The sequence below is a fragment of the Pseudooceanicola sediminis genome, assembly GCF_003575965.1.
Taxonomy (GTDB): domain Bacteria; phylum Pseudomonadota; class Alphaproteobacteria; order Rhodobacterales; family Rhodobacteraceae; genus Pseudooceanicola; species Pseudooceanicola sediminis.
The window spans coordinates 311,266-327,670 of the sequence record NZ_QWJJ01000003.1 but is presented as its reverse complement, the minus strand read 5'-3'; the positions used below and the strand labels follow the sequence as shown (position 1 = coordinate 327,670).

The following is a 16,405-nucleotide window of genomic DNA, read 5'->3' as shown; positions in this document are numbered from 1 at the left end:
CCCCCAAATCGCCCGCCCCCACCTCGAACGACCCCACCTCGCCCGACCCGACATCACACGGCCCGACATCACACGGCCCTGTCGCTTCCGTCCTCACCCCGACAGATCCGGCTGCCGCCCGCGCTGCCGTGGCGCCCTCCGATCCCTATGCCACCGGCCATCACACCAGCGCCCGCGTGCTCATCTCCTGGCTGTGGCGCGGCTACCTGCGGCCCTATCGTTTCGCGATGATCGCCGCGCTGATCCTGATGTCCCTCGAAGGCTCGATGCTCGGCGCGCTCAGCTACATCATGAAGCCGATGTTCGACACGGTGTTCATTCAGGGCAACACCAATGCCCTCGGCCTTGTCGGCGCGGCCGTCGTGTCGATCTTCGTGATCCGCGCCCTCAGCTCGATCGGGCAAAAGGTGCTGCTCTCGCGCGTCGCGCAAAAAAGCGCCGCCGCCCTGCGCACCACCCTGCTTGCGCGCCTGATGACCCAGGACGCCAGCTTTCACCAGACCCACCCGCCCGGCTTTCTGATCCAGCGGATCCAGACCGATGTCGCCGCGATCAATCAGGTCTGGACCGCGATCCTGACCGGCGCGGGCCGCGACGCGGTGTCCCTGGTCATCCTGATCGGCGTCGCCATCTCGGTCGACTGGCGCTGGACGCTTGTCGCGCTCATCGGCGCGCCGCTGCTGGTCGCCCCGTCGATGCTCGTGCAACGCTTCGTGCGCACCCGCTCGCGCGAGGCGCGCGACCTTGGCGCCCGCCTCGCCGTGCGGCTGGACGAAGTCTTTCACGGCATCGTGCCCGTCAAGCTCAACCGGCTCGAGGGGTATCAGTCCCGCCAGTACGGCGCGCTGACCGACAGGCTGGTGCGCGCGGAAACCCGCACCGCGCTTGGCGCGGCCACCATCCCCGGCATGATCGACATCATGGCCGGCCTGGGCTTTCTCGGCGTGCTGATCTACGGGGGTGGCGAAATCATCAACGGCGAAAAGACAGTGGGCGAATTCATGGCCTTCTTCACCGCCATCGGCTTCGCGTTTGAACCGCTGCGCCGCCTCGGCAATGTCACCGGGGTCTGGCAGGCCGCCGCCGCCGCGCTTGAGCGTGTCAAGGAATTGATGGAGGTCACGCCCACCCTGACCTCCCCCGCCAACCCTGTCCCGGCGCCCAGGGGCGTGCCCGCGATCTCCCTCGACGACGTCCAGCTCAGCTATGGCGACACGCGCGTGCTCAACGGGCTGACCTTCACCGCCCGCCCCGGCACCACAACCGCGCTTGTCGGTTCCTCCGGCGCGGGCAAATCCACCGTGTTCAACCTGCTGACCCGGCTGGTCGACCCGCAATCAGGCAGCGTGCGCATCGACGGCACCCCCGTCTCCGCGATGTCCCTGACCGACCTGCGCGCGCTCTTTTCGGTCGTCAGCCAGGACGCCCTGCTGTTCGACGAAACCCTGCGTGAAAATATCCTGCTGGGGCGCACCGACATCCCCGAGGACCGCCTGCGCGCGGTGCTCGACGCCGCCCATGTCAGCGATTTCCTCGACAAGCTGCCAAGGGGCCTCGACTCGCCCGTGGGGCCGCGCGGCTCGAACCTCTCGGGGGGCCAGCGCCAGCGCGTCGCCATCGCCCGCGCCCTGCTGCGCGACACCCCGATCCTGCTGCTGGACGAGGCGACCTCGGCGCTGGATGCCAAATCCGAAGCGGTGGTCCAGGCCGCCCTCGACCGGCTGGCCGAAGGCCGCACCACCATTGTCATCGCGCACCGCCTCTCGACCGTGCGCAACGCCGACAAGATCGTGGTGATGGACAAGGGCCGCGCGGTGGACGAGGGCACGCATGACCAACTGCTCTCGGCCGGGGGCCTCTATGCGCACCTGCACGACCTGCAATTCCAGACCGACGCCAGCACGGCCCGATCCGGCGAAACCGCACAGGACTAGCCGCCCCCGGGTGACCCCAGGCACGGCCACATGCCCGGCCCATACACGGCCCCGCAGACGGACGCGCGCTAGGTCGCGGTTTCGCGCCGCACACTGGCGGCCAACAGCACGGGGCGCCGCCCAATCGCCGCCAGACGCCGCGCCAGCGCAGGCGCGCCAGTCCGTCCGGCGCTGGCGTGGCCCCCGGCGTCGGCATAATCCCCGGCGCGCACCAGCAACCCCTGCGGACCAGTCGCGGCCCCCACCATCGCCGTGCGCCGGTTGGCCCAGGCCGCCGCCAGCCGCCCGGCCGTCCCCCTAGCCTCAACGCGAAACACCGCTGGCGCCTGGCTCGGCATGTGCGCCCTGACCGCGGCGGTCCAGCCCGGCTGCAACTGGCTTTCAGGCGGTACGAACAATAGCCAGTCACCCCGCGCCGCCTCGGCCCCGCGTTGCAATTGCGCCGCGCGGGTCGGCCCGGCGCTGACGAACTCCGCGCCCAGTTCATCCGCAATGCGCCGGGTCTCGTCCACGGACCCGCCGTCACTGACGATCAGTTCACGCAGCAGCCCTTCCTGCACGCCTTCGAACAGGCCCGCCGCACAGGCGGGCAGCAACCGTTCTGCGTCTAGCGTGGGAATGATAACCGAAATGGCGGCGCGCATCTTCGTCTCCTGTTGCGGCCCCTTCTCCGGGCCTCTGCGTGATCCTGCCGTGGCGTGGCCACGTGCCCGACCCAACCGCGAACCGGCAAAGATAGGACGCGTCTCGGGGCACCCCCCTGTCGCCCGCCGGCAAGAGGGCTATACTCGCCCCGAACCAGAACCGGGAGTCCCCAATGCCTGAAACCGCATCCGCAACCGGCACACCGATCCACCCCGCGGCCGACGCCCGCACCATCCTGCGCCTGTCCGGCCCCGAGGTGCGCGACTTTCTGCAAAACCTCGTCACCAACGACATCACGCGCGTCGATGACGGCGCCGTCTATGCCGCGCTGCTGACACCGCAGGGCAAGTATCTGGCCGATTTCCTGCTGGTGGCCGATGGCGCCGACATCCTGCTGGATACCGCCTCGTCGTTGGCGCCGGGCCTGCTGCAACGCCTCAACATGTACAAGCTGCGCGCCAAGGTCACGATTGCCGAAACCGATCTTGCCGTTCGCCGTGGCACCGGCCCGGCGCCCGACGGCGCGGTGGCCGATCCCCGGCACGCCGCGCTCGGCTGGCGGCTCTATGGCGCGACCGGCGGCGATGACGGGACAGACTGGGCGGCGCTGCGCGTGGCCCATTGCATCCCCGAAACCGGGGTCGAGCTGACGCCCGATACCTTTATCCTCGAAGCCGGGTTCGAACGCCTGCACGGTGTCGACTTTCGCAAGGGATGTTATGTCGGACAAGAGGTCACGGCCCGCATGAAGCACAAGACCGAGCTGCGCAAAGGTCTCGCTACGGTCGCCATCACCGGCAGCGCCCCTGCGGGTACGGAAATCACGCGCGATGGCAAGGTCGCGGGCACCCTGTTCACCCAGGCGCAGGGACAGGCCATCGCCTACCTGCGCTTTGACCGCATCGGCCCGGACATGACGGCGGGCGACGCCAGCGTCAGCCCGATCACCTGACACATCCCGCGCGCGGCGCGACCTCCTCGGCCAGGCGCGCGCATCACGCCCGGGTGCGACCGCCGCCGGGCCTGCACGAACGTCGCGCGCCGCGTTCGAACTCCGCACCGCAGATCGCCCTCAGATCCCGCCTGACGCTCCGCGCCACCGCAGGCGCGCCGCACGGTGATCGCACGGTGACCTCAGGGTGATCGCAGGGTGATCGCAGGCTGGTCACGGTGGTCTGTCCACCGGCGCGACGGGTGTTGCGCTCAGGCCACGTGGTGTTGCACAAAAAAACCGACACGCGCCCGAGCATGGGCGCTGCGGCTGGCTGAACCGCGCCAGACACCGCCCGGATACCGTCAAGATACCGACGTGAATACCGTCGCCGTTTGTCTGTCGCGCAGGCTGGCCCACAGCGCCGCCGCGCTGCGGCAGGATACGATGCGGTGCGGCACGGTTTCCCACCAAGCCATGCATTTCGATCATGTGACTACGAATGATCGCCTTTGCCGTGTCACGGCATCACTCCTGACCACGCGCGCGCCCTGCCCGACTCAGTCTCGGCCGCCGCCACGGGGACCCTTGGCCGACGCTGCCACCGGGCCGGCCAGGCGCGGCGCATCGAACAGCCAAACGGCACGGGGGCCGCATCACCCGATTGGTGATACGGCCCCCGCAGCGCTGTCGAGACTGTATGGATCGCCTCAGGCGCGTTCGTAGTATTCCATGGTCTCGGTGTTGACGACGATGTCCTCGTCCTGCCCGACGAACGGCGGCACCATGACCTTGACGCCGTTTTCCAGGATCGCGGGTTTGAACGAATTCGCGGCCGTCTGACCCTTTACGACCGGCTCCGTCTCGGCGATGCGGCAGGTGACTTTCTGTGGCAAGGTGGCGTGCAAAGCCTCGGTATCATAGAATTCTACAAGGATCGTCATGCCATCCTGCAAGAACGGGCGGCGTTCGCCCAGCAGGTCTGCGGGCAATTCGATCTGCTCGTATGTCTCGGTGTCCATGAACACCAGCATCCCGTCGCTCTCGTACAGGAACTGCTGGTCCTTCTGCTCAAGACGCACCTGCTCGACCTTGTCGGCGCTGCGAAAGCGTTCGTTCAGCTTGGAACCGTTGCGCAGGTTCTTCATCTCGACCTGGGCAAATGCGCCGCCCTTGCCGGGCTTCACGTGGTCGACTTTGACAGCCGCCCAAAGGCCGCCGTTGTGTTCCAGCACGTTGCCGGGACGAATCTCGTTACCGTTGATCTTGGGCATCTCGTACCGCCTGCGATGGTTGAACCGTTTCCGGGCCAGCCTATATATCGGCCACAAGCTCATGGCAAGCGATCCAGACGGAGCGCGATATGGACCAAAGGCATGCAAAAATCGCATACCGGAGATGCATGATCGCGCTATCCGAATCGATACGTTTTCGTCATAAGGGGCGGCACGCCCGAAACACAAGAGCAATAAGCAAGGACGGATCATGAAAGATTTCGTTGACGGCACGGCCTTCAATAACGAACAGGGCAACCGCGCACGCAAACTTTTCGCAGCCGTTGTACTGGCTGCGTTGGATGATGCCATCGCCGATGACAAGAAATACGGCAACGGCCCGGAACAGATCGCCCGTTGGGCCCGCTCGCGCGATGGTCGCGAGGTTCTGTCCTGTGCCGGGATCGACCCCAACGAACGCGTGGTCGGTGGACTGATGGACTTCGTTTCCAAGGGCATTCGCACCTCGGTCGCGTTGTCGCGCGAAGAAAGCGAACGCCGCCACGCTGCCGAACAGGCAGAAGCTGCGTAAGTAACTGAAATCGTTACTGAATACCGTTGAAAAGCGCGCCTCGAGAGAGGCGCGTTTTTCGTTGGCCTGCCCCGCATCACGTGGCATAGCCAAGGGAAGCTCTCGGTGGCGATGACCGAAACAGCGGCTCTGACAGCGGCAGGAACAGGAAGACAGGCATGGCACGGGCGATCATGATGCAGGGTACCGGCTCCAACGTGGGCAAGTCCCTGCTTGTCGCGGGGATGGCGCGTGCCTTTGCCAATCGCGGCCTGTCCGTCGCCCCGTTCAAACCGCAGAACATGTCGAACAATGCCGCCGTAACGCCCGACGGAGGAGAGATCGGACGCGCCCAGGCGCTTCAGGCGCTGGCCTGTCGCCGTGCGCCGTCGATCCACATGAATCCCGTCCTGCTCAAACCGGAATCCGACATCGGCAGTCAGGTCATCGTGCAGGGACAGCGCGTCACATCGACCTCCGCACGGGACTATGCGCTGCTGAAACCCCGCCTGCTCAGCGCCGTTCTCGACAGCTTCCGGCGGATTTCCGCAACGGCAGACCTGGTGATCGTCGAGGGGGCCGGCAGCCCGGCTGAGGTCAATCTGCGCGCCGGCGACATTGCAAACATGGGTTTCGCCGAAGCTGCACAGATACCGGTGCTGTTGATCGGCGATATCGATCGCGGCGGCGTCATCGCGCAGATTGTCGGCACGCATACCGTGCTGTCAGCCCGGGACAATGCGCGCATCCACGGCTTTGCCGTCAACAAGTTCCGCGGCGATCCGCGTCTGTTCGACGACGGCGTCAGCGCCATCGCGGCCCATACCGGCTGGCAGCCACTTGGCGTGCTGCCCTGGTTTGCAGACGCCTGGCGCCTGCCCGCCGAAGACATCATGGACCTGGATACGCGCAGCCACCGCCGCGACGGCGCGCTCAAGATCGCAGTGCCGCGCCTTGGCCGCATCGCAAATTTCGATGACCTTGATCCGCTGGCCGCCGAACCCGGCATCACGCTCGACATCATCCCGCCGGGGCGCCCGCTTCCCGGCGATGCGACACTTGTGCTGATCCCCGGGTCCAAATCCACCATTGCGGATCTTGAGATGTTTCGCGCGAATGGTTGGGACATCGACCTTGCCGCACATGTGCGGCGCGGCGGGCACGTCCTGGGCCTGTGCGGAGGCTATCAGATGCTGGGGCGCGGCGTCAGTGATCCCGATGGCATCGAAGGGCGGCCCGGTCGGACGCAGGGACTGGGCCTGCTGGATGTGGAAACCGTGATGAAACCCGGCAAGCGGCTGGCCCTGTCCCAGGCGCACCACCTGGCCAGCGGCGCGCCCCTGTCGGGCTACGAAATCCACCTGGGCGAAACCACCGGCCCGGACTGTGCCCGCGCCTGGCTGACGCTTGGCGCGCGCCCCGAAGGCGCGGCCTCGGCAGATGGCCTTGTGCGGGGCTGCTACCTGCATGGGCTGTTCAGCTCGGATGCCTTCCGTGCCGCCTACCTGGCCGAACTCGGCGGCGCGTCCCAGCCCGGCTATGACGCAATGGTCGAAAAGACGCTGGACGCGCTGGCGGCCCATATCGAGAACCACATGAACCTAGACCAGGTGCTGGACCTGGCGCAGGACGTGCACCCCTGACGCCTGCCCTGACCTCAGTACAGGTCGCGCGCATTCAGGGCGCGCTGTATTTCGGCACGCACCAGCTTGCGGACATTGCGGGTAATCCGCTCTCCCAACGGGCCCTGAAGCTCCTGTCGCAGGATTTCAGAGACCAGGTCGCGCAGCATGTATTCGTCGAACAGCGCGCCGTCGTCGTCATTGTCCTGCACGGCCAGGTCGCCCGCAGGCTGTTCGCTGATCGGCGCCCGCCGGTCGACGGCCGCGTCGGCATAAGCCGAGCCTTCATCCTCTTCGCCCATGCGGTGGGATGCGGCAACCGGGTCTTCACCGGCCTCCTCCGTGTCCCACAGCACATCTGCGTCGTCGGTTGAGCGCCCGCCAGGCGTGGCGTGGTTACGGTCGCGCACCCGCGACATCGCCTCGAAAGGGCGCAGCACGACTGCCGCCGTGTCATCGTCTTCGGGTTCCGCATCGGGGGCAAAGCCCGCGATTTCTTCTTCGTCAGCGTCGAAATCGCCACGTTCGGTCACGGCCCCTTCGACCACCCGCAGCGCAGGCGACAGAATCAGCTTGTCTGATGCAGGTGCCGAAGAAGAGGCCGGGCCAACCTGGCCCGCCACGCTGGGCGAAACCTGCGCCCGCACCTCTTCGGATACCAACTTGCGGATGGACGACAGGACGTCCTCGATCGGGACGTTCGTTACCGGGTCTGACATGTTTTCCTACCACTCTCACTTGGACCCAAGTCTAGCGCGAGAGGGCAGGTTCAACAATGCGGTGTCGGCGGATTACTGTTTGCCGATGCGGCGCAGCACGGAATCCAGCTGACGACCCTGTTTCGACACGCCCGCCGGGGCGCTCTTGACCATGTTGTAATAGGCCGCCGGGTCGTAGATATCGACGTTCAGCTTCAGGTTCTGCGCCGTCAGCAGCCCCATCGAGGACAACAGCGAATACCGCGCCAGAACCTCGTCGACCTGCGCTGACAGGTAGGTGGTGCGGGCATCCAGCAAATCCTGCTCCTGTGTCAGCACATCCAGCGTGGTCCGCGACCCCAGGGTGGCTTCCTCGCGGACACCATCAAAGGCGACCTTGGCCGCGCGCACCTGTTCGGTCCCCGCGCTCGAGGCTGCGCGTGCAATCTGCACGCCGGAAAAGGCATTGCCGACCGCCTGGCGAATATTGATCGTGACGACGTGCAGGTTGGCGAGCGTCTGTTCCTTGTTCAGCATCGCCTGACGCTGTTTCGAGGCCAGCGCACCCCCGCTGTAGATCGGACCGGACACGCCAAGGCTGACCGAACCGCTGCGGCTGTGCGCGTCGCTGTCCAGATCCGATTCCAGGCCATAGCTGCCCGACAGGTTCAGGGACGGCTTGAGGCTGGCATCGGTCACCGCGACCTGCAATTCGGCAATGGTAACCTGGCGGCGGGCGACGTTCATGCTGGGGTGATTTTGCAGGGCGACCGCAATCGCCTCGTTCACCGAAGCGGGCACACTGCCCAGTTGCGACGGTGCCGCCAATGTACCGGGGCGGTGCCCGACGGCGGCCTCGTATTCCAGCTGCGCCTGGATCAGCACACCCTGCGCCGACGTCAGACCGCTGCGCGATGCTGCCAGCGCCGCCTCGGCCTGCGACACGTCTGTCCGGGTAACTTCACCCACATCGAAACGATCACGTGCAGCGCGCAGTTCCTGCGTCAGCAGACGTACGTTGGCCTGGCGCAATGCCAGGGTCTCGGTCGCGCGACGCACCTCCATATAGGCGGTGACGGCCCGCAGCAGCACTTGTTGCTCGATCAGCACCAGTTGCTGCCGGGTCAGCAGAACCGACTCCTTGGCGATATCGAGGGCGATGCGGCTGGCACCGAAATCGAACAGTAACAGCGACATCGTCAGGCCAGCCGAGGCCCCGTTCGACTCGGTCGCGGCAGACGTCCCTGCGTCACTGTAGGCGCGCCCAAAGGAATGCGACGCCCCCGCGCTCCACGACAAAACCGGACGCAGCGATGCCAGCGCCTGGGCGCTGTCTTCATCCGCCGCCTTCAGGACCGCGCGGTTCTGCTCCAGCAGGCCGCTGTTCCTGTAGGCGTCGGCCAGCGCCTGACCAAGGTTTTCAGCGGCAGCGGCCATCGGCATGGCCAGCAGGGCCAGCCCCACGGCAGATCCCGCCAAGGCCTTGCGAAGGGCTGCCTTCATCGGCCGCGATTGTCCTTCACGCCGACGGTCCGCCTCTACTCGTTTTGCCATTCTCTTCATTCCTCGTTCGACCGGTTCGCCCAGTCCTGTCACTGATTGTCCGGTGCCGTCCCGCAGGATCAGAGCGTGAAGACCGCGTGCCGTTCAAAACCCGGCAACACCGGCGCGCCCGCGTTGAAGGAAAAGCGCCAGCTCACCTTGCCATCGATCTTGTAGCCGACGCGTACGACACCCAGATGTCCCTCCGCGAACAGCACCACGATACGGCCACCTTCCTTCAGCTGATCCGTGATCGCCTCGGGCAGATGTTCGACGGCCCCTTCCAGCACAATGACGTCGTAGGGCCCGTGCTCAGGCGCACCCTCGGTCAGCTTGGCTTCGTGCAACACAACATTGTCAGCACCAAGGTCGCTCAGCAATTGCTGGCTGTCGGCGGCGATGTCGGCGTCTTCTTCCACCGCGATGACGGCTTCGGCGATCCGCGACATGACTGCAGCAGCATATCCCTGCCCCGCGCCCAGATCCAGCACCAGCTCATCGGGCTGGATATCCACCGCATCAAGCATCTTGGCCAGCGTGCGCGGCTCCAGCAGCACGCGATTGGCGCCGATGCTCACGTTCTCGCCCAGATAGGCCGCTTCCTTGCGGTCCTGGGGCACGAACATTTCGCGCGGCACCGCGAGCATGGCCTCGATAATTGGAAACTTGGTCACGTCAGATGGTCGAACCTGGGCATCAACCATCATCGTACGGCGTGCAGCATAGTCGGTCATAACTAAACTCTTCCGTTCAGAATCTTCTCTGGAGTGGTATTGCCACATAGAAAAGGCGGCAGCAACGGCGCGATGCAAGGCTTTTACCGTTTGTCTTTAAGAAGGGCTTAACAGCAACGCCTTTGCGCAGCCTCGCATCACTGACGGTACAGGGCGGGCACCGCTCTCGCACCGTTCGCGCACCGTCCTGGCACCGCGGCCATTGACGTGCGGCATTTCCCGCAGCCAACAGCATTGCCCCCTCACTGGCGATCGCATTTTGAACCTTTGTTAACCACGGCGCCGTAATCCTGAGCCTGTGATGACGCCGCGTGCAGAATGCCGCGGCCCGAACGGGAGACGCACAGGTGAAAGACATTGCAGGGGCAGACGCCTTTTCCGGCGCACTCAGGAACAAGGACCGCAAGTACCCGGATCGCGGCGATCCCCGCTGGCGGCAAGGCATGATCTTTCCCAAGGTGACACCCGGCTTTACCTTGTCGGCGGGCGAAAGCGTCTTCACCATCGGGTCCTGCTTTGCGCGCAACGTCGAAAAGGCCCTGCTGGATCGCGGCCTTGCGGTGCCCACCGCGCACTTCACCGCGCCGAACGAAGAGGCCCCGGGCCAGCCCAACCGCGTTCTCAACCAATACAACCCCGGCACCATGTTGCAATGCGTGCGCAGCATCGACGCCCCGGTGGACCGCAAGGGGCTGTACCCCGTCGCCGACGGGCAGGTGCTGGATTGCCTGCTTGCAACGGGATCGCGCCCGGTGTCAGCCATTCGCGGGCTGGAACGTCGCCAGCAGATCCGCGATCTCTACGCGTCGGGCCTGGGAAATTCCGGCATCGTCGTCGTCACGCTCGGCCTTGTCGAAGCATGGTATGACCGCGACGCCGAGGTATACCTGAACGAGGCGCCCAGCCGTAAGTTGCTGACCGCCCATCCCGACCGCTTTCTGTTTCGCCAGCTGAACATGTCGCAATGTCAGGACCTTGTCTTTGACATGCTGGACCACCTGGTCGCAGGGGGGCGGCGCAAGGTGGTCCTGACGGTGTCCCCCGTTCCCCTTCAAGTCACCTTTGCGGGCGGCGACGCGACCATCCGCAATGCCTATTCAAAGTCCGTCTTGCGGGTTGTCGCAGAACTGGCAGCGACCGAGTTTCCCCAGGTCGACTATTTCCCCAGCTATGAAATCATCACCACTCTCGGTCTGACGGGCTACGGCGAAGACAATGTGCACGTCAGACCCGCCATCGTGGATGAGGTGATCGGGTACATGACGTCCTGCTACGTCGCCTGAACGGCTGGGCCGGGCGCCCTGCCTGCCCGGTCATCGCCGTCCCTTCACCCCTGCCCCGTCGCGCCTGTCGCGCCCCACGTCGCGCAACACCGCAAGTGTCCCGAAAAGCCGCATCCTCCGCCCCACGCGGCAACGCACCCGCCCTGCCGCTCGCCCCCTCTCTCCCTGGACCCCCGCACATCGGTATCTGCGGCGGACCCTCTTGCGCGCCGCCGCAAGTTTCGCTAAACGGCAACACACATCACGGATGGCGAGTTGGCGGAGTGGTGACGCAGCGGATTGCAAATCCGCGTATACCGGTTCGATTCCGGTACTCGCCTCCACTTATCTTCAAGCGATTACGCCAGTCACTCCATTGCAGCGGCACCGCCGCTTGCAGGTGCGAAGCCCCCTAAAGGCCCGGCTTCGCGGCCTTTCGCGCTTTCCAAGGCCTGGACGAGGCGTCGTTCTGAGCAGATTAGCGCGGCGATCGCGATCGGCGGCAACATCCGCCAAGTACGCGGCGTGCAAACATGACCCACGCGCCGCGCCTGGATCGCTCCGGGGTCACGCGCTGTCTTCACCCGGCCACGGGGGCCAGCGGCCCTGGGACCGATGGCCGAGCGATATATGATCCCGTCTAAAGCTCCCGCATCCATTTCCAGGTCAGGTCGATACCTTCGCGGCTGGCCACCACCGGTTCCCAGTCGAACTCTGCCCGCGCCTGCGAAATGTCCAGAACGGATCGCGGAACATCGATGGCCCGTCCCGGCAGGTAGGTCGGCTGGATGTCCTTGCCTGTCACGTCGCGCAGGGCCTCCACGATCTCGTTCACCGAAAGGCCGCTGCCGCTGCCGGCATTGTAGACGCCCGGTCTGTCGCCAAAGGCCGCACGGCAGCACAGACGGGCCACATCCTCGACGTAGATATAATCGCGCACAACGCTGCCGTCGCCCCAGATCTGGATCGCTTCATCATTCAGGATGCGGTTCAGGAACGTGCCGATGATGCCCTGCAAACCGGTATGTCCCTGACGGGGCCCATAGGGGTTTGACGGGCGTATGATCACGGTGGAGATGCCATGTTCACGCCCGTACATCGTCACGTAGTTCTCGATGGCGACCTTGACGATACCATAGGAATTGATTGGGCGCAGAGGGTGATTTTCGGGTGTCGGCACCGCCTCCGGCACGCCATAGACCGTCCCGCCCGATGACAGGTACACCAGCCGGGGCACCTTGACCTTGACCATGCCCTCCAGCAGCGCGATCGTCGGCAACAGGTTGTCACGCACATCGGCAAGCGGATCCATCGCCGCCGTTCCGGGGACCGTTGCCGTGACAAGATGCAGGACCACGTCGCAATCCGCCAGGGCCTCGATCACGGCGACGGAATCGCGAAAATCGCCGAACAGGTACTCCACTCCGGGCAGTTTCTCGCGATAGCGTTCCGGGCCACGGTCGAACACCCGGACCTTGACGTCAGCCGCCAGCAGCTGATCCACCACGTGCGACCCGATGAAGCCGCTGCCCCCGAGAACCAGAACCCTCATCGTGTCATATCCTTCACATTGGTCAGAGCTGTCTTGAATCCATGGGCCTCGACCGTCAGCCCGAACAGCCGTTCCAAGGCATGCAGCATCGTGCCGTCATAGGCCAGAGGCTCCTTCGGATAGTCGTCCCATCCCAGGTCAAGTTGCACAAATGGCGCAAGCGCCGCTGCACGGATCCAGAACATCGTGCCGACCGGAAAATCGAAGGCCGCGGGCACGTCACTGTCGAGGCCCAGCCGGGGCGCCAATTTCCGCGCCTCGCCCGCGTTCAGCGACCATGACAGGATATTCGGGTCTGCCGCGAACACCAGCCCCAGGTCATCCTGCCGGACAAAGGCGTCCATGATGCCATCCAGCATGGCACCCCCGACGTCTCCGCCAAGCAGGTTCTGCATCAGGAACGCCATCCATGCCTCGACACTCTCGGGGTCATCCAGCACCAGGCTCTTTTTCGTATGGACGTGGCCGACCACATCGTAATCCGCGACCAGCCGCGCGCCGAACTCGGTCAGCAGCGGGCCGATGTCACGGCCCAGGTTGGGCACAACCGAAACGCAGGACGCGCCGCCGTACTGGCGCAACATCTCGCTGGCTGCCGACCTGTCCACGTCGCTGGTGACACTGACAAGGAGATCCGGCCGGGTCGCATTTGCTGCCAGGTGCGACAGGATGCGCGGCAACTGATCGACGTAATAGGCATGGATATGCAGCGCGACGCGACAGTCCGCCGGGGCCCCGGCAACGCCGTTCATCGGGCCGGAGATCAGCGGCCTTGTCCACGGGCCGACAGGCCGACCTGCGCGCAGGAATTCGGCATAGGGATCGGCCAGCAGATCACCGTCACGCAGCCGGTGCATGGTGTAGACGGCCGGATTGAACCCCGGCTCCGGCCGACGCATACTCGCCCCTTCGGAAAACGACTGCAGATACTGCGCCGCCGCTTCGCCCCGCGTCATCCCCGGACGAGACGCCGCCAGCGACGGCGGCAGCATGAAGGCCGGGTCGAACGTCTCGCTCTGTTCCAGGGTGCGCTCATCGCGTGCGCGCCCCTCATCATGCGACGCCGCCCGCCCCAAACGCTCGATCCGCGCGGCGTAGGCCCCCAGATCAAAGGTGGCGCGGGCGTGGGCGCTGATTGCCTGCGAGATATTCCGGTACGCTTCGGGATCCTGGACCAGTCGCAACACCTGGTCGGACATGCACGCGGTATCCAGGTAATCGACGATGCACTCCGCCTCCAGCGGTGTCCCGCGCAGGATGTCGGGGATGCCAGACGCACGGTCGAAACAGACCAGCGGCAGGCCCGCCTGCATCGCATCGATCGCCACGTTCGGCAGCGGGTCAAGACGGCTCGTCAATACAAAGGCATCGGCCAGCTCGTAGACGTATTCAATTTCCGATGTCACGCCCAGCATGGTGATACGGTCCGCGATCCCGGCGCGCTGCAACTGATCCTGCAAATAGACCGAATAGGCCGTATCGACCTCGGGCGCATAGCCCGCGCCGATCCATGCAAAGCGGATCCTGGCGCCATTGGCCCGCGCCAGGGTACGTCGCGCGACCTCGATGAACAGGTCGACACCCTTGCGGATCTCGACATAGCCCGCCCCGATGACCAGGAAATCCGCCTCGCCCCCTGCCGGGCGCAGGATGGATTTCAGCCGGGCGCGCTCGGCCTCGGTGTCGCTGTCGGCCTGCGATTTATGCGGCACGATGCATTTGCCCTGGGGAAAGACATGCACCTTGCGCGACGGCGACACGCCCGTCGTCTCGATCGCATTCGCCAGGGTCAGGTTGGTCGAGAACACGACGTGGTCCGACCATTCGAAGGCATCGGGAAAGGCGGTGCGTGGCAACGTATAGGCCGCAAATTCATGCAACAGCGACACGGTTGCGACCTTCGCCTCGCGCAGCGTCTTCAGCACATGGCGCGACTCGACCGAGTTGACGACGGCAAAATCAAAGCTCTGCGTGCGCAGCAACCGCGCCAGCTTGTTCCCTGCCCCCGTGCCTGTCACGGAACTGATGCCCAGCACGACGACGTTCACCGCAACCTCGGACAGCGCGGGCAGCAGGGCGCCCCCCTTGAGTGTCACGATGGTGACATTGTAGCGGTCGGAAAAGGTCCGTGCCAGATTGTAGACGACCAGCGGAGCGCCGGTCCAGCTTGCGTCATGGCTGACGATCAGCAGGTTCGGCAGATCGGCCCGCACCGGCATCTCTCCGGTCGTGGGCCTTTCCTTGCCCGCGGCCTTGCCTCCGCCTGCGCCGCCCGCCTGTGGTGCCGGCGCAGACGCGGCCTTGCGCGTCTTGGGGCCGGTCAGCTCCGGCGACGATGCGATCGAACGGTTCGGGTCACGCTTTGCCGCACTGCGCTGAAAACGCATCTTTGAGCGCGGCGACAGCGGCGAGCGTTCCGATGCCAGCGCCATCAGCAGCCTGTAAATCAGCAGATCTGCGAAGATCGTCAGGGGCTTGCGGCGCGCCTTGGCCAGCGCGGCGTTCGCCGCCCCCAGGGCGCTCAGCGTCCCGACCAATTGTCGGGATGTTGCCTCGCGCTGGCTGCGCGCCTGCCACAGTTCCGCCGTGAGCCGGGCCATCGCATCGCCGCCCACAACAGGCGACTGCGCAGGCGGCGCAACCACCGTGCGGCCCGCCGTTGCCTCCGGCGCACGCGCCTCGGCCAGCGCCCCCTCGATCAGAGGAGACGACGCATCGAGTGCCGCGCGCAGCCTGTCCAGCGCCCGCAGGTCGCCCGCCGTTTCACCCTTTTCCGCCCAGCCCGACAGGATGGCAACGGCCTCGCCCAACGGATCGGACGCCCCGGCCTCAGGCGGCACCGATCCAGGCGCCGCTTGCAGCCCCGGTTCGCGCGCGACACTCTCCAGCGCGGCCACGGTCTCTGGCGTGATTTCCAGCGTCAGTCCCAATGCCTGCGCCGCCCGGCGCAGAGTGTCCTCCGCATCGTCCCCAAGCTTGTCCAGATCGGCAAAGGCGCGGGGGTGCCCGCGTGATCCCGCCTCGGCATCCAGCAACGCCCGCAGCCAGACCAGCCGCGCGTGAGAGGGCGCATAGTCCGTGTCCGGTTGCATCGCCCCGGCAGTGCCCATCGGATCGCTCAGACCGCAAAGAACCAAGGGGACGACCCCTTCGCGCGCGGCAAGGTCCAGCCAGAAACCCAGCACACGCCAAAGGTTCGGAGCCGCAATCATCGCGCCCGCCGCCTGCCGGGAGGAGCGGTCGAGCGAAGAAACGGTCGCGTCGCGTGCGGCCCGCTGCACTGCCCGCACGGCCCGATCACGCAGCTCTGTCGGAACATCCCTTGCCCAGTCATCGGGCACCGGCGCGATATCCTGCCGGTCCGCCCCCATGATCGCCAGCAACGCGTCGTTGATCGCCACGATTTCCGCGTCATCGACGCCGCAGGTCTCGGCAGGGTGGTCTTTCGCGACCGTCTGCTCGTGTCCCTGCGACCGATTTACCGCCGCCGTCCCGGATCCCGCCCCAAGGCCGGCAATCGCCAACGCCCGGGCCAGCCGCGTGGTTTCGGGTCGGTGCACGCCCAGCACGAAAAGGATGTGTTTCGCGGCGCCTTCGTCAGTCATTTGTCAAACCTAGTCTTCCAGATATCGCCGGCACGCTTGCCTCGTCGGCCGGTCCATTTGCCAAGTCATACGATAAATGAAAAGATGTTACCCGA

12 protein-coding genes and 1 tRNA gene are annotated in these 16,405 nt (G+C 65.5%); 6 read left to right on the top strand and 7 right to left on the bottom strand.

Translation table 11 applies throughout. From position 1 onward, the window contains the following. The first annotated feature begins 128 nt into the window (after positions 1-128). Positions 129-1,934 (top strand): ABC transporter ATP-binding protein, encoded by a 1,806-nt coding sequence (locus tag DL237_RS05160; protein ID WP_233544873.1) that lies wholly within the window; start codon positions 129-131, stop codon positions 1,932-1,934. A gap of 68 nt (positions 1,935-2,002) precedes the next feature. Here the strand turns inward: DL237_RS05160 and DL237_RS05155 are convergent, their stop codons facing one another. Further along, positions 2,003-2,578, bottom strand: a complete 576-nt coding sequence (locus DL237_RS05155) for a glycosyltransferase (RefSeq protein WP_119397950.1) — start codon at positions 2,576-2,578, stop codon at positions 2,003-2,005. A gap of 173 nt (positions 2,579-2,751) precedes the next feature. Here DL237_RS05155 and ygfZ point away from each other — a divergent pair, with 173 nt between their 5' ends. After that, positions 2,752-3,531, top strand: coding sequence for a CAF17-like 4Fe-4S cluster assembly/insertion protein YgfZ (ygfZ, locus tag DL237_RS05150; RefSeq protein WP_119397949.1), 780 nt, complete (start codon positions 2,752-2,754; stop codon positions 3,529-3,531). A gap of 689 nt (positions 3,532-4,220) precedes the next feature. On the opposite strand, the gene efp is transcribed toward ygfZ, so the two are convergent. Then, complete coding sequence (gene efp / locus DL237_RS05145) at positions 4,221-4,784, bottom strand: elongation factor P (RefSeq protein ID WP_119397948.1); 564 nt, start codon at positions 4,782-4,784, stop codon at positions 4,221-4,223. 211 nt (positions 4,785-4,995) lie between these two features. Between efp and DL237_RS05140 the strand changes: the two genes are divergently transcribed. Together DL237_RS05140 and DL237_RS05135 are read left to right on the top strand one after the other, a co-directional pair. Continuing rightward, on the top strand, positions 4,996-5,316 hold the full coding sequence (locus tag DL237_RS05140; RefSeq protein WP_119397947.1) for a DUF6280 family protein: 321 nt from the start codon (positions 4,996-4,998) through the stop codon (positions 5,314-5,316). Positions 5,317-5,474: 158 nt separating this feature from the next. Further along, the gene (locus DL237_RS05135) at positions 5,475-6,938 is read left to right on the top strand and encodes a cobyric acid synthase (protein ID WP_119397946.1); all 1,464 of its coding nucleotides are present in this window, start codon (positions 5,475-5,477) and stop codon (positions 6,936-6,938) included. 14 nt (positions 6,939-6,952) lie between these two features. Here the strand turns inward: DL237_RS05135 and DL237_RS05130 are convergent, their stop codons facing one another. The 3 genes from DL237_RS05130 to DL237_RS05120 all read right to left on the bottom strand — a co-directional run bounded on the left by DL237_RS05130 (position 6,953) and on the right by DL237_RS05120 (position 9,891). Further along, a complete protein-coding gene (locus DL237_RS05130) occupies positions 6,953-7,636 on the bottom strand; it encodes a hypothetical protein (RefSeq protein ID WP_119397945.1) in 684 nt (227 codons plus the stop codon). Positions 7,637-7,708: 72 nt separating this feature from the next. Next, complete coding sequence (locus DL237_RS05125) at positions 7,709-9,118, bottom strand: TolC family outer membrane protein (protein ID WP_119397944.1); 1,410 nt, start codon at positions 9,116-9,118, stop codon at positions 7,709-7,711. A 119-nt stretch (positions 9,119-9,237) separates the two neighbouring features. Then, entirely contained in the window at positions 9,238-9,891 is a 654-nt protein-coding gene (locus tag DL237_RS05120; protein WP_119397943.1) for a protein-L-isoaspartate O-methyltransferase family protein, read from the bottom strand. A 347-nt stretch (positions 9,892-10,238) separates the two neighbouring features. Between DL237_RS05120 and DL237_RS05115 the strand changes: the two genes are divergently transcribed. Both DL237_RS05115 and DL237_RS05110 read left to right on the top strand, forming a co-directional pair. Beyond that, a complete protein-coding gene (locus DL237_RS05115) occupies positions 10,239-11,174 on the top strand; it encodes a GSCFA domain-containing protein (RefSeq protein WP_147405311.1) in 936 nt (311 codons plus the stop codon). 249 nt (positions 11,175-11,423) lie between these two features. Further along, positions 11,424-11,497: transfer RNA gene (locus tag DL237_RS05110), tRNA-Cys, on the top strand. A gap of 296 nt (positions 11,498-11,793) precedes the next feature. Here DL237_RS05110 and DL237_RS05105 read toward each other — a convergent pair. Together DL237_RS05105 and DL237_RS05100 are read right to left on the bottom strand one after the other, a co-directional pair. Further along, positions 11,794-12,705 (bottom strand): NAD-dependent epimerase/dehydratase family protein, encoded by a 912-nt coding sequence (locus tag DL237_RS05105; protein ID WP_119397941.1) that lies wholly within the window; start codon positions 12,703-12,705, stop codon positions 11,794-11,796. Continuing rightward, the gene (locus DL237_RS05100; protein WP_119397940.1) at positions 12,702-16,310 is read right to left on the bottom strand and encodes a rhamnan synthesis F family protein; all 3,609 of its coding nucleotides are present in this window, start codon (positions 16,308-16,310) and stop codon (positions 12,702-12,704) included. Before DL237_RS05100 ends, DL237_RS05105 begins: the two co-directional genes overlap by 4 nt. Positions 16,311-16,405: the final 95 nt, after the last annotated feature.